Genomic DNA, 16,177 nt, shown 5'->3' on the forward strand with positions numbered 1-16,177 from the left:
CTCGAAGTGAGAAAGCGAAATGTTGATGTTATCGGCAAACAGCGCGCCCGCGGAACAACTTTTCCCCGTCAGCCGAGTAAGCAGATTGTAGCAAAAGAGTTTTCGATTGGGGCCGGACCTTCCCAACCCGTCTCAAAAATGTGGTACGAAAGCCACACTAGCGGAACGCGTCAAGCGTTTCGAGCATTGCAGATCCGAAAGCCTTGACGGCTTCCGCTACAGAGTTCTCGGTAGCGGAACGCGTCGAGCGTTTCAGGTTCGAAAGCCTTGACGGCTTCCGCTACACTGGCTCTTGAGGTTCAGGGCTGGGGTCCTTGGGACCCGTCATAGCCTGAACAAGCGGGCGCATGGAGGTGATGGTATCGTAACCCCAGATCAGAGCCACTAAGAACGAGGCAATAGTGGCGATGAACGCAATGTTAATGCGTGCTCCATTGATCGAAACCAAGGCGACACCGGCGAAGAGACCGACGAAGGCGATGGCCGACTTCAGCAGGATTGCGCTGCCCTGTCGGCGCCGAGCGCTGACTTGAATCGCCGAGCGGGCGGAGTTGTTGGCCAGTTCGCGCAGAGCATTCAGGTCCTTGTTCTTTTCAGGGGCCGCACCGCGCGGAACGTACTTATCGGGATCGAATGGCTCAGTCCAGTCTTCCGTGATTTGTTCAGCGTTGGCGGTTGGCTCCGTTGTCGCGGATGGCTTAACGGCCGAAGGATCTTTGGGGGCCGGTTGATTGCTGGGCTTGTTTTGATCGATGCCTGGCAAACTGATTTCGGTTTCGCTTACACCGCGCATGCGAGCCAATAGCCGGCGCATGTAATCTTCGACGCTCTCATCGCCATCTTCTTGGTGTTCGCCACCGACTTCTGAAGCGCGCACCGTGGGGTTTTCGGCGGCCTGTACCGACTGCGTAGGCCGCTCCGGTGCAGGCTGATATGCGTCCAGCATCTCTTCTTCGGGCCCGTAAGCTTCGGGTGAATATCCGCCGTGACCAACCGGACCGACGCCTGCGTAGGCAGCTTCGGCCTGCTCGTTGTCATCCAGATCGGCTGCCTGGCTATTGGGCGAGTATTGGCCGGTTTCGACTTCTGGTTCATAGCCAATAGGCGCATAGGGGTTGTACGGCGATGAATCAAAACCCTCGGCGGCGGTTTGGGCTGCGCCAGGTTCGTAAACGCCGCTGGGGAAGGTATTATCGACCTCAGGAACGATTTCCAGTTGCTCGTCGGAGAAAGCGGAGGATGCGTAGCCTTCGCTGGCTGGCTGCGATCCATAGACATCGGCCGGTGGAAGTTGATCCTCTGCCGCGACTGCGCCGGGTTCTTGTCCGCTTTGGAAATAATTGCGTTCGAAGTAGTTTTGGCCGGGCCAATTGGACTGCGCCGGCGCTTCGACTTCAGGCTCGATCGGTTGGCTGCCGGTAACCGGTCGCGAATCTGTTTGTTGCTTGGTCCACCAACTCGGCAGTTCGCCAGGCAGATCGGACTCGACTTCAAAGCCTTCGCTGGTCTCAGGTGCTGCCTCGACTACTTCCGAGGACAGATACGACTGGTTGTTTTCCAGCTCAATCTCTGGCTCCAGTTCGATTACTTCTTCAAGCTCAGCTGATTCAACTACCGGTTGTTGATACGCGTCCGACTGATAATCGGCAGAAATGGAACCCGCTGCTTCGATTTGCTGCGAATCGTAAACGACCGAGGGCGACGAGGGCTGCTGATAGGCTTCTGATAGATAAGACAGCCCCCGGTAGGGCTGAGACTGGAAGCCGGGTTCGTCGTCGACTGGCGTCAAGTCGATCTCAGGCGCACCAGCCTGCGCAGGTAGCAGTTCACTAACAGTAGGCAAACTCAGCGCAGCTGGCACTTCGTACGCAGTCGCAGCCAGTGGAGCCAGTTGCTGACTGGTTGCCAATGGGATGTGGTTTTGGACTGGAACAACCTGTGGTAGCGAAGCCAAGGATTGTTCGATCGTGTGCGAAACGGATGCGGTCAAAGAAGCCGACAAGGCTTGCGAGAGCGATTCGGTAACGCTGGGAATGATCGATTGAGAAATCGGTTGGGGCAATGATTGCGAGAGGGACTGGGCCACGACCGTCGGCAGTGTCTCGCTAAGCGCTGCAGCCACCGATGCCACCAGGGTTGCGTTCAGCGAGTTCAACGAAGCGCTCAGAGACTCATTTAAGCGCGAGCTGAGCGATTCATTCAGCGATTCGCATAACGACTGGCTGAGCGACGAGCCGAGCGTTTCTCCGAGCGCGTCGGTCAGCGATGTCTTGAGTGATTGCCCCAGCGAAGTGGATAACGACTGATGCAGCGCCGCGTTTGATATATCGTTCAGTTGTCCGATTGATTCACTGCCAGGCGTGGTCAGCAAAGGCAAGGCCATGAGCGATTCGCCCAGCGATGCCTGGATGGACTCGTTCAGCGACGCGCTGAGAGATGCGTTTAGTGAATCCGACAGCGAGGAGTTCAGTGAATCGCTGATCGATTGGCCCAGCGACGCGGCGATGCGTTCGGACAGCTCTGAAGCTGAAACCGGAGGCTGTTGATTCTGTAGCACTCCGGCGAGCGTGCTCGACAATTCACCTGGGATTCCGTTCAGGCGGCTGGTCAGGCCGGCGAACTGGTCGGTGATGGCGGCTAACTGACTCGCCAAATTGGCGGCCAGGCTGTCGGATACCTCTTGGGTCAAAGGCCCCAACAGGGACTTGCGCAGCGATGCTTGGATCCCATCGTTCAGCTCTTGACTGAGGCAACGCGCGACCGTTTCGTTGATCGACTGATTGATTTGATCGATCGAAGGCGCGACTACATCGGGACGCTGAATTGCATCGACAATCTGATCACGTTGCAGATCAAGATCGCTACGAATCGAAGTTGTTTGGGAAACGGCCATTTCGAGCGCATGTTTAATGTCGTCCAACGCTAACATCGACGACTGAAGTTCGGCTAGTTGCGCTTCAACCCCCGATTGCCACAAGCGTTGTTCGTCGCTCGTTGAGGGTCGTTCCAGTTGCGACTGAAGCTGGGCAAACAGCGTCAGCATTTCTTGTTGCAGCTTGCTAATTTCAAAGTTCGATTGGATCGATTTGCGGGCCAGGTCTTGGTGACTGCTGGTGGAGTTGTTGAGCAGTTGATCAACGCTGGACAAGCGAGTCACCAATTGGTTGACATGCTGATTGATTTGTTCCAAGCGACTAGTGTGCTGACCGACAAGTTTCTCGACGTTGGATTGAGATTGAATCAGTTCCGGTGGCAGGGCAGCCGACTGCGGTTGGGCTGGGTTGGCCCGTCGCGAGTTGCGGCGCAGTTTGCGTTGCCGCGCGTCGCGGCGCAGTCGACGTTGAATGTTAATGAGCGGAGCAGACAAATCATCCAATCGCGATTCGACGGGGCGAAGCGCCTGTCGAACAATTTCCTCGACCCAGGCTGGGTGATCGCCTGAATTAGTTTTGTCATTGGCATTAGCTGAAGAGCCAGCCTGTGTTTGTGCGCGGTTCTTTTCTAGGGCGCGTACAAAGGTGAAACGCAGGCGATCTGATGATGTAGATGTGGCGGTTGCGGTTGGAGCGGTCATGGCAGGGGTGGTCGGTACGAGAGGGGAGGGAACCGAACGGCTGACACTCTGGCTGTTGGAGGTTTCGGGCGACAAGCTGGCAGTCACTGTCTGGGCGGGTTCGACGATGAACTCTTTGCGCGTCGGCTGGGTATTGGCATGGCGGTAATAAACGAAGTGATGGCCAGCCAACTCGAATGCAAATTCCGCTTCATTGCCAGAAATGACAATTTCGGAGATATTCTCACCACAGCGGGTTAGTCCAGGAGCCAAGGCACGCAGGAACACTTGGCGAGTTCCAATTACCAAAAGTGCATGATGATCAACGATACCTGGCAAGTTGCAGGAAACGTTACAATTCGTGCCGGTTCCAATAACGCACTTTGGATTGGACAACGTCCACTTTTGGGAAATCCTTCCCAAGCTATCTCGCAAAGCCAGTTGACCGTAGCCAACATTGACCAGAGTCGCCTGGAAATTGGTCATCGTTTCAGAACTTGAACGTGTGAAATTCATGCCGTCGACCGATTTCAAAAACAGACCTCGAGCTGATGGGTCTTGCCTGCAACAAGGGGCAGTAGCCTACGACAAGACCTCTGTCGGGGTATCGACTAGTGATCATGCACTCTACTGGACATTCAGGGCAAGTTGGTTAAGGAATTGAAGAGCCACCGCTCTGAGTCGAAAATCCCCTAAAGCCTCTCCTGCTCCAAATAAATTCGAAGATCTTTTACAGATTGACTCAAGCTCTCATGACGCTCAAGCAGTTGGACCTGGTCGTTGATCAACGCGAACTCGAGGCTCCTTTGTCGAGTTGGCTGGAAGCTGGTCGAGCCCGCATTGAATGGTATTGGGATCAGTTCCCCAAGAAACCTCTGCCGCAATACATCGAGTGCGATTTCGATTACGTCGCGCAAGCTCTGCGCACCGTAGTTGAAAGGGACTGGACTGATGGCCGCTTGTTCTGCGAATGGGGCTGCGGTTTCGGCGTGGTCACCGGCCTGGCTGCATTGCTGAATTTAGATGCCATCGGTATCGAAGCTGAAGAATTTCTCTGCGAACATGCGCGGCGATTGCTAAACGAGAACCATGTGCAAGCCGAAATCTGGCAGGGAAATTTTCTACCCGCAGGCGCCCGGCAGTTGGCCGAAGACACCGACCCTTTAGTCAGCCTGACCCATACAATCCCTTCGGCGTACTCCAAACACGATGTGCAATTGAGCGACTTTGCCTTGGTCTTCGTTTACCCTTGGCCTGGCGAAGAACATTTCATGCGAGCTGTATTCGATCGCTACGCGCGTTCCGATGCCCTCATGTTGCAATTTCGTGGACCCTATCACGTGGAACTCTATCGCAAGAAGTAGTCGCCAAACTCACAGTTCCCTGTTTCTGAAGAGATCGTCCAGCTTTTAAGTGGTTGCAGCGAAACAATTTGTGTGGTGCATACTGCTGCAAACAGTTCCACTTCGGTAACGAGCCCCCTCCCGGAGCCTAGCTTAACGCTGGCTCCGACCTCCCCCAAGCAAAGCTTGGGAGAGGTGACATCAAGCCCTCCGTACAACTGACTTAAAAGCTGTACGATCTCTAAAACGCAGAGAAGCGGAGCTCGCAGAGAAGACCAGTTGGATGAGGACTTGGAAGGTTTCCGAGAACAAGGCAAGTAAGGTAAACCTTGCCGAGCTGAAAAACATCTAGCAGCCCAAGGGAGTTCGGTTGCCGATAACGCCTGTGTCGGCGAAACCACTGTTCGCTCGACACTGGCAAACACTCTTCTAGTAGCCGGGATGGCTAGTATAGTGGCGAAGGATTCGCCTCTTGCAAGAGTGTGGCATGGATGCTTGCGAGCAAGGATGCACGCGGCATCGATGATGCATTGATTAGTTGTTCGCTCGCGAACAATTGGCAATGGATGCCTTGCTCCGATCAGTTGGCAGGGACGTTGGCTGTTCGGCATCAGTGGATGGTCTAAATGGATTTGGACCAGATTAAAGCTTGGTAACTCAAAGCAGGGGAGCTTGCGCAGTTATGAGCCGCTTGAATTGGTTTCAACGGTTCTATTGGCAACGGTTGGCTGGTCCAGTCACAGACCGCGAAATGTTTCGCGCTCTCCTGGCCACCCCGATTGCTTCCGTCCTGGAGGTGGGAGTGGGCAATGGCGAGCGCATGAAGCGCATTTGCCAGCTCGCTCAATTAAAGCCGGGTGTAGAGCAACTGCGTTACGTGGGCGTTGATGGTTTCGAATCGGCCAAGGATGGCGGAGTTCACCTCACGCTCAAACAAGCTCACCAACAAGCCACGGGGTTGGGCCTGCGAGCCAATCTGATTCCCGGTGACTTGAAATCGGCCATGCCGCGCGTGGCCCACAAGATCGGGGCCAGCGATCTGGTCATCGTCGATGGCGAGTTCGACTCTGCATCGCCGCTTTCCGGACCAGTGGGTCAATGGCTGCTGCATATCACGCATCCGCATAGCATAGTCTTGGCTGCCACCAAACAGGGTGAGGCTTTGGTTCGCATTGCGATTCCGGCCGAGCAATCCCAGCGTATGGCAGCCTAGGTAGGTGCCGCAGCCGAGCGGTGGGTTTCGCGGCCACGAGTGTCCACCGTCTGGCGACGGTGGCTACATTGGGAATTTAGATTTCTAGTGGCCAAGATTTTTCTTTGGTCTCCGAATAACAGGTGGGTTATCATCGTAGAATTGCTGCGATATCCACTTGGTCAGTAACTTTCGGAGACCATCATGCCGACCACAGCGCACAATGCAGCTGTTGATCCGCCAATTGTTGATGGTCACCAGTCATCGCCGGTCGAGGCCGTCGTGCTGCCACAGGTCGCGCCGCCTGAGCTGCCTGCGACAGAAGCTGTGCTGGTGGACGAAGGAGCTGGCGCGAGCCACGTATTGAACGCCGCGGAACAGCCGCTTCCTCGGCATCGCAGCTGGCTGAACAAGCTCGCGTGGCATTGGCCAACGACGTCGGCTGGAAATGTTTGGAACTTTGCCAGCTTGATGGTCCTTCTGGCGATCGTGGCTGCCGTGCCCATCGTTCAATTGGCCAGCCTGGGATACTTGTTGCGGGCGGCAGCCAATCTGTCGGCAGGACGCAGTTGGTCGACCGCCCTGCCTGGCTTGCACTTGGCCGGTCGCCTGGCAACCTTCGGTATGTGGGCCGCCCTGTTGTGGTTACCGGTTCTATTGGTAACGGATCTTTCTTACTCAGTTCAGTTGCTGCGGCCGGAGACAGCACAGTCGGCTGCCTGGAGAGGCGGCGCGTTTGTCATCGCCTTTGTGTGGTTGGCATGGATTAGCTGGGCCGCGATGCGCGGTGGCAGATGGTGGCATTTGCTATGGCCCGCACCTATCAAATTCATCAAGCAGATCTGGAGACCTTCGACATGGAACAAGGCCGCAGATGATTTGTGGATGCTGTTCCAGCGCACGCAGTTTGTGAAACTCTGGTGGTTAGGCCTGCGGGCTGCAACCGGAGCTTTGATATGGTTAGTCGTGCCGGTGTCGCTGATGATCATCGGCCTGCGAGCCGAACAGGTGAAAGTGGCGGGACTGCTCGGTTTAGTTGGTTTGATCGGTGCGCTCAGTTTGACCTTTGTCATGTTGTATTTGCCGTTCCTGCAAATCCTGATGGCCGAGCGCAATCGCTTCAGCGAGATCTTCAACTTGCGACAAGTTCGACAGCGATTCCGTCATGCGCCGTTGGCGATGGGATTCTCGTTGATCTTTCTTTTTGCACTCTCGATACCGCTTTACTTGCTGCGTATCGAAGCCACACCAGAACAACTAACCTGGTTACCAAGTTTGTTCTTCGTATCGATGATGTTCCCGGCCAAAATTGCGCTGGGAGCCGCGATGGGTTACGGCGCGCGTCGCCCCAAGCCACGCAACTTTGTGATGCGTTGGTCATCGAGATTGTTATGCGTAGCCGCCGCACTAACGTACGTCGGTGCCTTGTACATCGCCCAGTTCATCGCCTGGCAAGGCATCTATGTGATGTACTTTCAACACGCAGTGCTCGTACCGGTTGCCAGCTAAAAAAGGGGCAGGTCTTTTTAGCGCGGCCCTGCGACCACCTACCGTTTCGAGATCGTACAGCTTTAACTGTTGAATTGCAAAGGGTTCTCTCGTACTCGTACTCCTACTCGTACTCCTACTCGCAGAATTTTCGAGTAGGAGTAGGAGTAGGAGTAGGAACAAGCATGCATGCACGCCCCTTTTTTGCAATTCGAAAGTTAACAGCTGGACTAACTGTTCGCCAGATCCCTTTGACTATGCGTAGGCCAACCACTTTTTGGCTGGGTCCAACGCGGCTTGGATGCGCGTGGCGGGTGTGACCCAACGTCGATCGCCCAGTAGGGTTAGTGTCTCGGGGCCACGGACGGCAACTGCGGCCAGTTTTAACTGGCTGAGCAGCCCATCCAGGGCCGGCAGGTCGTCAAGGGATCGCGTTGCGATCCATGCGACGGTCGCGCCGCACGAGAGCACACATCGATAGGCATCGCCACATTGCGAAAGAGCTTGCCATAGGTCGAGGCATTGATGATGAACGACGGCGGCACGTACCAAAGCAGCCGAGTCATTGCTCCAACTCAGTTCAGCCCGCTCGCTCCAATGGCTCGCCTCGTCAGGTCCTGGTTCGACGCACGTGGCCGTTCCACGCGCAGGCAAACTTGACAAGACACGATTGGCCATTCCACTTAGTGAGTCTACGGGTCCAGCCAAGCGCAAAACAATCGTCGATGGAGCTTCGATTTCCAAGGCCGCAAATGGCAGAGGCATGGCCAGCAGCTTCATAGCAATATCCAGCGCCGAGCGCAGGCTAGGCGCAGGTACTCGAATCGTCTGGAAGCCTGCAGGCTTGGGAAAAACTTTCAGGGTGGCTTCGGTGATCACGCCCATGCGCCCATAACTGCCCACGACGAGTTTAGGCAAGTCGAATCCGGCAGCATTCTTGACCACTTTGCCGCCACCGCGCACTTCCCGACCGGCGCTATCGCATAGTTGGACTTCGAGCATAAAGTCGCGCAGTGATCCATATAGCAAGCGGCAGGGACCGCTGATTCCGCTGGCGATGGAACCACCCAGCGTCGCGCCTCGCTGGGTATACACCGGGTCAAACGGCAAGTATTGCCCTTGTTTGGCCAATACTTCGCTCAGTTCGGCAATCGATGTACCGGCGCGGGCCGAGATCAAAAACTCCGAAGGATCGTAACTGACGATACCCGCAAAGCCACGCATATCTAAGGCAAGGTTGCTCGAATCTGAGGCGTTGGCCAGCAGGGCTGACTTCGTTCCAGCGCCCATGGGCAAAACGTGTTGGGCCGATGCACAAGCATCGACGATTTGTTGAAAACTTTCGGGACGCACGCTGTTGGACACAAGCACCTCGAGCACAACGATGGGTGAAAGAACTGGAGTTACATGCGACTGGCAATGCCAGCCGTTTCCAGAGGATGCGCACCGTAAAGCGAAAGGGCCGGTGCTTCGGCGCTAGGAAACATCTTGCCTCGATTGGCGATCTCGAGCGGATCGCAGGCCAGCCGTAGGGCTTTCATGGCCTCGATCGAGTTTTCGCTAAACTGACCGCTGAGGAATTGACGTTTCTCCATACCGACGCCATGCTCGCCCGTGATCGAGCCACCGAGATCAATACACAGTTGAACGATCTGCGCCGCCAGGTGTTCAGCCCGTTCCAATGCACCCGGCTCGCGGCCGTCGAACATGATCAGCGGGTGCAGATTGCCATCGCCTGCGTGGAACACGTTGGCCACTTTTATATCAGCTGCTCGACTGAGACGTTGAATCTCTTCGAGAGCATGGCCCAACTTGCCACGTGGCACCACGCCATCTTGTACGATAAAGTCTGGGCTGAGCCGACCGACTGCGGAGAAGACACTCTTGCGTCCTTTCCAAATCGTGGCTCGTTCGTCGGCATCGCGCGCGACCCAAACTTCACTGGCACCGCTAGCGGCGATCAGTTCCGACAGTTTGATCTTCTCGGCGGCGACAGCTTCCGCAGTTCCATCTAATTCAACAATCAAAACAGCTTCCACGTTGCTGGGGTATTTGGCACCCACCGCCGCGCTAGCTGCCCGCATGCTCAGCACGTCCATGATTTCCAAAGCAGCTGGCAGCAGGCCACTAGCGATAATTCTGGCGACCGCTTCACCGGCTGTTGTCAGTTCTTTGTAGCCGGCCAAGACTGTATGAAAACTCTCGGGTTTGGGCATGAGTTTCACAGTGATTTCGATAGCGATACCCAGTAAACCTTCGCTGCCCACCATCAAGCCACACAAGTCGGGACCGACTGCCTCGCCGCCTTCGGTGCCCACATCGATGACCGATCCATCGCCTAGCACCATCTTCATGGACAGGACGTGGTTGCTGGTCATGCCATACTTCAGACAATGCGCGCCGCCCGAGTTGAAGGCAATGTTACCGCCGAGCGTGCAAACCTGTTGACTGCTAGGGTCCGGTGCGTAATACAATCCGGCTGGGGCCACCGCGCTGGTCAGTTTGTTATTGATCACACCAGGCTGTACAACCGCCAATCGTCCCGGCAAATCAATGCGCAATATGCGATCGAGTCGATTGAGCGCGATGACGATGCCTTCGGCATGCGGCAGCGAACCACCAGACAAACTGGTACCGCTGCCCCTCGCCACAAACGGCACATTGAAGTCGTTGCACAACTTGATGATCGCAACCACGTCTTCGCTGGTGGCCGGAATTGCAATCGCTTTCGGTTTCACGGAGAAGGCAGTCAGACCATCACTTTGAAAGGCCGTCAACGCAGCTGGAGCTTCCAGCAAGCGATCTTCATCGGGCAAGATCTCTCGCAACAGTTGCATAAAGGCGTTGTAGTCGATACTCATGAGTCTTGACTTTTAGTTGGTGATGATCCAGTGGTAGCCAACGCTTCCAAGCGATGGATTTCGCCGCCGAGTCCACTCTCTGGCGACGGTAGCTACCCAGCGAGTCCACCGTCTGGCGACGGTGGCTACTCAGTGTGAAATGTAGCGATGTCCAATTACGCTTTGGCAACGGCTGCATGGGCAGCGGATAAACCCGCTCCAGGCGATAGTTTGTAACTTTGTTCGATGAGCAATTTTTCCAGCGCGCTGAGAACCAAGGTGACATTGGCTTCTGTGGAACTTGCTCCCATCAGACCGATCCGCCAGGCCTGGCCTTTGAAGGGTCCCAAGCCTGCACCGATCTCGATGTTGAATTCTTTCAGCAGTGCTTTGCGAACGGTAGCATCATCAACGCCGGCGGGAATTTTGACCGCATTGAGCGTGGTTAGCGAGTGCTGAGGAATAAACTCCAAGCCCATCGCTTCCAAGCCTGCGCGCAACATTTGATGGTGACGCAAATGGCGCGCGATGCGGGCTGTCAGCCCTTCTTCCAAAACAATTTGCAAGGCTTCACGCAGCGCATAGGTCATGTTGATCGGAGCGGTGTGATGGTATACGCGTTCATTGCTCCAATAACTGCGGAGCATCGAAACATCCAAGTACCAACTGGTTACCTTATTCTTGCGACGATCGATCGCATCAACGGCGCGGGAAGAAAACGTGATCGGTGCCAGGCCCGGTGGGCAACTGAGACATTTTTGAGTTCCACTGTAACAAACATCGATGCCCAGCTTATCCACTGGAATATCAATGCCACCCAGACTGGTTACCGCATCGACAACCAGCAATCGGCCGGACGAGCGGACGAGTTTGGCAATCGCTTCTAGGGGTTGATGTTCCCCGGTGCTGGTCTCGGCATGCACGATGCCCACGATCTTGGTTTTGGGATGCGCCTGCAGGGCGGTCTCAATTTGTTCCAGTTCGATACCTTGTCCCCAGGGTGCTTCGACCGTGTGCACCACTGCGCCAAAGCGTTGAGCCACATCTTTCATGCGCCCGCCGAACACTCCATTGACGCAGACAATCATCTCGTCACCGGTTTCGACCAGGTTGCAAACGGCAGCTTCCATTCCGGCGCTGCCGGTGCCGGAAATGGCCAATGTCATTTCATTATTTGTTTGAAAGACCTGCCGCAACATCTGGCGAGTTTCATCCATGATGGCCAGGTATTCCGGATCCAAGTGACCAAGCGTCGGCGCTGCCAGGGCTCGCAGCACCCGTTGGGGCACCGTACTCGGGCCAGGCCCCATCAGGACGCGTTCGGTTGGGTTTAGGGGACGATCAAGTTGCATAGAAGTTTCCTCCGCCCCTCAGTAGTCGATTATTGGACGGTTTAACAAGCGGTACCATCGATCGCGTTTTGGGGCGAGCTAGTAAAGCTAGGGGAGTATGTGAATGTAAGAATTTATACCGGCAACAGCACGCTAGCGTAAGCCAAAGTAGGTGTCCGCCCCAAGATTCTGCTCCCAACGCGGCGGGCAGATTGTTACAATTGGACAGTAGTGCCACGGCCCTTCAACTGATGTGAGACGAACTAGTGAGCCCGCGAATTGGATTGCCCAGCTTGATTGTGCTGCTTGCAGCAATCGCTACTGGTCGAGCTCAGACCGCCGCACCGCCAGCGGATAAATCGACGACTGCCATACTCAGCGACGAAGCGTCACAGCCTACCAAAGAGCAAATTCAGAAGCTGATCGAGCAACTGGGCTCTACGAAGTTTCAAGACCGCGAACAAGCGTCAGCCAAGTTATTGGAACTTGGCGAACCGGCTCTCTTGGCCCTTAGCGCCGCGCAGCGCGGCACAGATATCGAAATAGGACAGCGGGCCCAGGCGATTCGCCAGCGTATCGAGCAGGACAGTTTCGAGAGTATCTCAAAGAGTTTTAAACGCGATCCCGATCCAACAGCCAGTTATGGTTTGCCGGGATGGAAATCGTTTTCGATGGTGGCCGGGACGTCGCGGCCCGCCAAACGACTTTTCCTGAAGATGCTCGAGCGGCGACGCATTCTGGCGCTATGTCTTGAATCGCTCGATGGCGGCACAGTTCCTCAGGGCCTGTTTGATGGATTGCCCGAAGATCCTCAAGCTCGACTGCGCGCGGTGGTGGGCAAGACCTGCGGGGAAATTCGGCATGACTTGAGCAATGGCCTGGAAGAATCCAACGCTGGAGATCTGATTGCGCTCTTGGTTGCCGAGCAGCGACTGGCCGAGCCACTGCAAGACATCCATGAAGCAATCCGCATGGAATGTATAAAAGGTGCTCTCGATCGCCTGATGAACATTCCGGGCGCCACGACAGCGGCCCGCAAGACGATTGGCGGCTGGTTTCGCCGAGCTCCAGTGGCTTACTGTGGTGAGATTTTCGTGTGGTCCAAGCTGTTTCGCATTCCCGAAGGCAGCCACATGGCCCGGAGAGCGCTCCAGGCCGATTTAGAACCTGACCTGATGGCGCGCTCTCTCTTGATCCTCTCCAACTTTGGTGATGCAGACGATCTTCCGCTGATCGATAAATTCATTGGCAATTCGAAAATTGTTGATGAGTTCTTGCCGACTTCGTCTTTTGGTGATGTGCGTGTCGATGCCCAACCACCACCGAATGCCCAGCCTCTGATTGTCCCAGACAGCAACGAGTTTTTGTATCAGCAGACAATTGGAGATATGGCCATGGCTGCTGGTGGCAAACTGGCTGGATTCGATTTGCATGCGCTCTTTCCAGCAATCGTCATCGAAGATGTAGTGGGCATCCAAGAACGCACAGTGGGATTCCCAAAGAAAGATCCTGATCGTCGAGCCAAAGCAATCGAAGCGTACAAGGCGCAGCGAGCCAAAGCCACACCACCTTCTTCCTAATCATCTTACATGCAGTGGCAAGAATACTTTCGGCACGCTCTTGCCAATCGCTTGGCAAGCGACTCGTTGCGTCGTCGAACTTGGCACGTAGATCACTCCAGTACTCAAATCCTACAGGCCGACGGCCGCGAGCTCATCAACTTTGGGACCAATGACTATCTTGGCATGCGGCGCGATGCCCGCTTGAGCGGGGCGGTTTCGCACAGCCTGGCAGCTGGCGGAGTGGGCGCGGGAGCCAGTCCTCTGGTGACCGGATACAGCACTTCGCTGGCGGAACTGGAACGACGATTGGCCCACTGGCAACAGGCGGAAGCAGCACTCGTCTTTACCAGCGGCTTCGCGATGAATGTAGGCGTGATCAGCGCGCTGGTCGGGAGCGACGACTTAGTACTCAGCGATCAACTCAATCATGCCAGCCTGATCGATGGCTGCCGGCTGAGTCGAGCCCACAAGCGAGTATTCCCGCACAATGATATAGAGGCAGTCCGGACGATTCTTCACTCCGAGCGCCATCGGTATCAACGCGCGTTGCTGGTATGCGAGTCGATTTACAGCATGGATGGCGATGAGGCGCCCTTGGTGGAATTGACACAACTATGCGAGCACTATGATGTCGGCATGCTGGTCGATGAAGCGCACGCGACCGGCGTATTGGGTCCGCAAGGTCGAGGACTTGGACACGCTCTAGAGCTGCATCATCGCTGGTTGGGTAAACTGGGAACGCTCAGCAAAGCGCTGGGCACCTGCGGTGGCTTTGTGGTTGGATCGCGGGAATTCATCGAATTTTTGGTCAATCATTGTCGCAGTTATATTTATAGCACTGCCATCGCACCGCCGGTGGTAGCGGCTACGATCGCGGCAGTTGAGATCATGGGCCAGCTCGACCCGCAGCGAGCGCGAGTAACTCAGCTTTCGAAGCAGTTGCGCGCCGAGTTGCAGCAAGGCTGGCCAGTCCCTGATGGTCATTCGCCCATCATCCCGATCATCGTGGGTGATTCGAGCCAAGCCCTCAAGTGGCGAGATCGGCTGAAAGGGTCCGGCTGTTACGTACCGGCCATTCGTCCACCCACCGTCCCCCCCGGCACCGCCCGCCTAAGAATCAGCCTCTCTGCTCTACACACCGACCAACAGATTTCATGTCTACTGAAATGTCTTTTATAGCCAGCCGCACATTTAACAGATGACTCCAGTGAACCGAGAAAGCGGCCGATCGTGTTTTGTAGTACGATAAGTGTCCTACTGAACATGGTGCAAAACACGATTCAGAATTGCCACGCGCATCGCCAGTGCGCAACGGCTGTCGGCATTTTGACTAGAAGGGGTGGCGGGATATGCTGAGCATTATTGGATCCAGTCATCGCGTTTGTGATGGGGTCTCGCGGCGTGAGGTCCTGCGGGCAGGTGGCGTCGGGATGTTGGGGTTGTCTTTGCCCGGCCTACTGGCAGCCGAAGCGCGGGCGCAAGTTGCCGCCCAGCCACAAACCTTGATGCGCATTCCTCCCAAGGCCAAGTCGGTCATCTTCTTGTTGCTCTTTGGTGGTCCCAGCCAGCTTGAAACCTTCGATATGAAGCCGGAGGCGCCCGAAAAAATCCGCGGCCCCTTTCGGCCAATCGGTTCGCGCACTCCCGGACTATTGATCAGCGAACACTTACCACGCACTGCGAATATCTCCGATCGCTTCTGCGTGGTGCGCACGATGTCGCATTCATTCAATGATCACAGCGGCGGAGCTCATTACATCCAAACTGGTCGACGGTGGCACGTGCCAATTGGAGGCGGCTTTGCTCCCACTCCCAAAGACTGGCCTTCGATGGGATCAATCGTTGAGTACCACGACCAACAGGCCGTTGGTCTTTCGCGAGCCATCCCTTCGTATATGGTCGTCCCCAATTCGCTAGGTCGCCTGCAAGAAGCCGGTCAATATCCGCGGCCGGGCGAACATGCTGGTTGGCTAGGCCAGCGTTACAATCCACTGACAACCAAAGTCGATAAACGCGATCTGCAAGACAATCCTTACTGGCGCAATTGTTCGGATACGGAACTGACGTTTGCAATATCCGGCATGGCTGGTCAAGATGGCATTACGCTGGATCGATTGCACGCGCGCCACTCACTGCTAGAACAACTCAACGCCGCCCGGGCGCGGATCGAAACCAGCGACGCTCCAGCGCCCTTTGATGCCTTTCGCCAACGCGCCTACTCGCTCGTTACTTCTTCAGCTGCTCGCCAAGCTCTGGATATTCGCGGCGAGACCGAGGCGGTGCGCGACCTGTATGGTCGCCATTTATTTGGCCAATCAGCCTTGATGGCTCGCCGCTTGATCGAAGCCGGAGTGCGTTTTGTAACTGTCCACTATGACTGTGTTGATGGGTACAGTTGGGACTCGCATCGCAATAGCGACGATGTCAAGAAGAGCTTGCTGCCGACATTTGATCAAGCCTATTCCGCACTGATCACTGACTTGGCCCAGCGCGGATTGCTGGACGAAACGATCGTCATTGCCACCGGTGAAATGGGCCGCACGCCCAAGGCCAATGCGGAGTGGGGACGCGATCACTGGAGCACACTATTTTCGACTTTGATTGCCGGCGGTGGCATCCCCGGCGGTAAGACCTATGGTCGCTCGGATAAAGACGCAGCCTATCCAGTCGAAAATGTCGTGACCCCGGAAGATCTAGCAGCCACCGTCTATCATGCCCTAGGCATCGATCACGAGATGCGCGTCCTTAATGCAGAGTCACGACCGACCCAGATCGTCGAAGGCGGCCAGCCTGTGTTGGGACTTTGGAGCTAGGCTCGCGGGCGCATCCACTTACAGAGTGAAATAAAACCGGTTGGGAAACCAAACA

General features: G+C 55.7%; 11 protein-coding genes. 7 read left to right on the forward strand and 4 right to left on the reverse strand.

The genetic code is table 11. The annotated features are described in order from the left end of the window. Positions 1 to 280: 280 nt before the first annotated feature. A complete protein-coding gene (locus tag SH573x_RS23975) occupies positions 281 to 4,069 on the reverse strand; it encodes an FHA domain-containing protein (protein ID WP_479350463.1) in 3,789 nt (1,262 codons plus the stop codon). Positions 4,070 to 4,290: 221 nt separating this feature from the next. Here SH573x_RS23975 and SH573x_RS23980 point away from each other — a divergent pair, with 221 nt between their 5' ends. The 4 genes from SH573x_RS23980 to SH573x_RS23995 all read left to right on the forward strand — a co-directional run bounded on the left by SH573x_RS23980 (position 4,291) and on the right by SH573x_RS23995 (position 7,597). Beyond that, entirely contained in the window at positions 4,291 to 4,917 is a 627-nt protein-coding gene (locus SH573x_RS23980; protein ID WP_479350465.1) for a class I SAM-dependent methyltransferase, read from the forward strand. A gap of 470 nt (positions 4,918 to 5,387) precedes the next feature. Then, the gene (locus SH573x_RS23985; RefSeq protein ID WP_479350466.1) at positions 5,388 to 5,522 is read left to right on the forward strand and encodes a hypothetical protein; all 135 of its coding nucleotides are present in this window, start codon (positions 5,388 to 5,390) and stop codon (positions 5,520 to 5,522) included. A gap of 56 nt (positions 5,523 to 5,578) precedes the next feature. Continuing rightward, positions 5,579 to 6,109 carry a hypothetical protein gene (locus tag SH573x_RS23990; RefSeq protein ID WP_479350467.1) on the forward strand — a complete coding sequence of 177 codons (531 nt, stop codon included), beginning with the start codon at positions 5,579 to 5,581 and terminating at the stop codon, positions 6,107 to 6,109. A 183-nt stretch (positions 6,110 to 6,292) separates the two neighbouring features. Beyond that, positions 6,293 to 7,597, forward strand: a complete 1,305-nt coding sequence (locus SH573x_RS23995) for a DUF4013 domain-containing protein (protein ID WP_479350469.1) — start codon at positions 6,293 to 6,295, stop codon at positions 7,595 to 7,597. Between the two features lie 234 nt (positions 7,598 to 7,831). Here the strand turns inward: SH573x_RS23995 and SH573x_RS24000 are convergent, their stop codons facing one another. The 3 genes from SH573x_RS24000 to SH573x_RS24010 form a co-directional block, all read right to left on the reverse strand. Next, the gene (locus tag SH573x_RS24000; protein ID WP_479350471.1) at positions 7,832 to 8,941 is read right to left on the reverse strand and encodes an FAD-binding protein; all 1,110 of its coding nucleotides are present in this window, start codon (positions 8,939 to 8,941) and stop codon (positions 7,832 to 7,834) included. A 38-nt stretch (positions 8,942 to 8,979) separates the two neighbouring features. Then, positions 8,980 to 10,437 carry an FAD-linked oxidase C-terminal domain-containing protein gene (locus SH573x_RS24005; protein ID WP_479350473.1) on the reverse strand — a complete coding sequence of 486 codons (1,458 nt, stop codon included), beginning with the start codon at positions 10,435 to 10,437 and terminating at the stop codon, positions 8,980 to 8,982. A gap of 155 nt (positions 10,438 to 10,592) precedes the next feature. Continuing rightward, entirely contained in the window at positions 10,593 to 11,768 is a 1,176-nt protein-coding gene (locus tag SH573x_RS24010) for a pyridoxal-phosphate-dependent aminotransferase family protein (protein ID WP_479350474.1), read from the reverse strand. Between the two features lie 245 nt (positions 11,769 to 12,013). Between SH573x_RS24010 and SH573x_RS24015 the strand changes: the two genes are divergently transcribed. From SH573x_RS24015 to SH573x_RS24025, 3 genes are all read left to right on the forward strand, one after another. Next, positions 12,014 to 13,327: a hypothetical protein gene (locus SH573x_RS24015; RefSeq protein WP_479350476.1), complete on the forward strand. Its 1,314-nt coding sequence runs from the start codon at positions 12,014 to 12,016 to the stop codon at positions 13,325 to 13,327. A gap of 9 nt (positions 13,328 to 13,336) precedes the next feature. Continuing rightward, complete coding sequence (locus SH573x_RS24020) at positions 13,337 to 14,488, forward strand: aminotransferase class I/II-fold pyridoxal phosphate-dependent enzyme (protein ID WP_479350478.1); 1,152 nt, start codon at positions 13,337 to 13,339, stop codon at positions 14,486 to 14,488. A gap of 170 nt (positions 14,489 to 14,658) precedes the next feature. Next, positions 14,659 to 16,122, forward strand: a complete 1,464-nt coding sequence (locus SH573x_RS24025; protein ID WP_479350479.1) for a DUF1501 domain-containing protein — start codon at positions 14,659 to 14,661, stop codon at positions 16,120 to 16,122. Positions 16,123 to 16,177: the final 55 nt, after the last annotated feature.

The sequence above is a fragment of the Rania fehmarnensis genome (assembly GCF_056494185.1).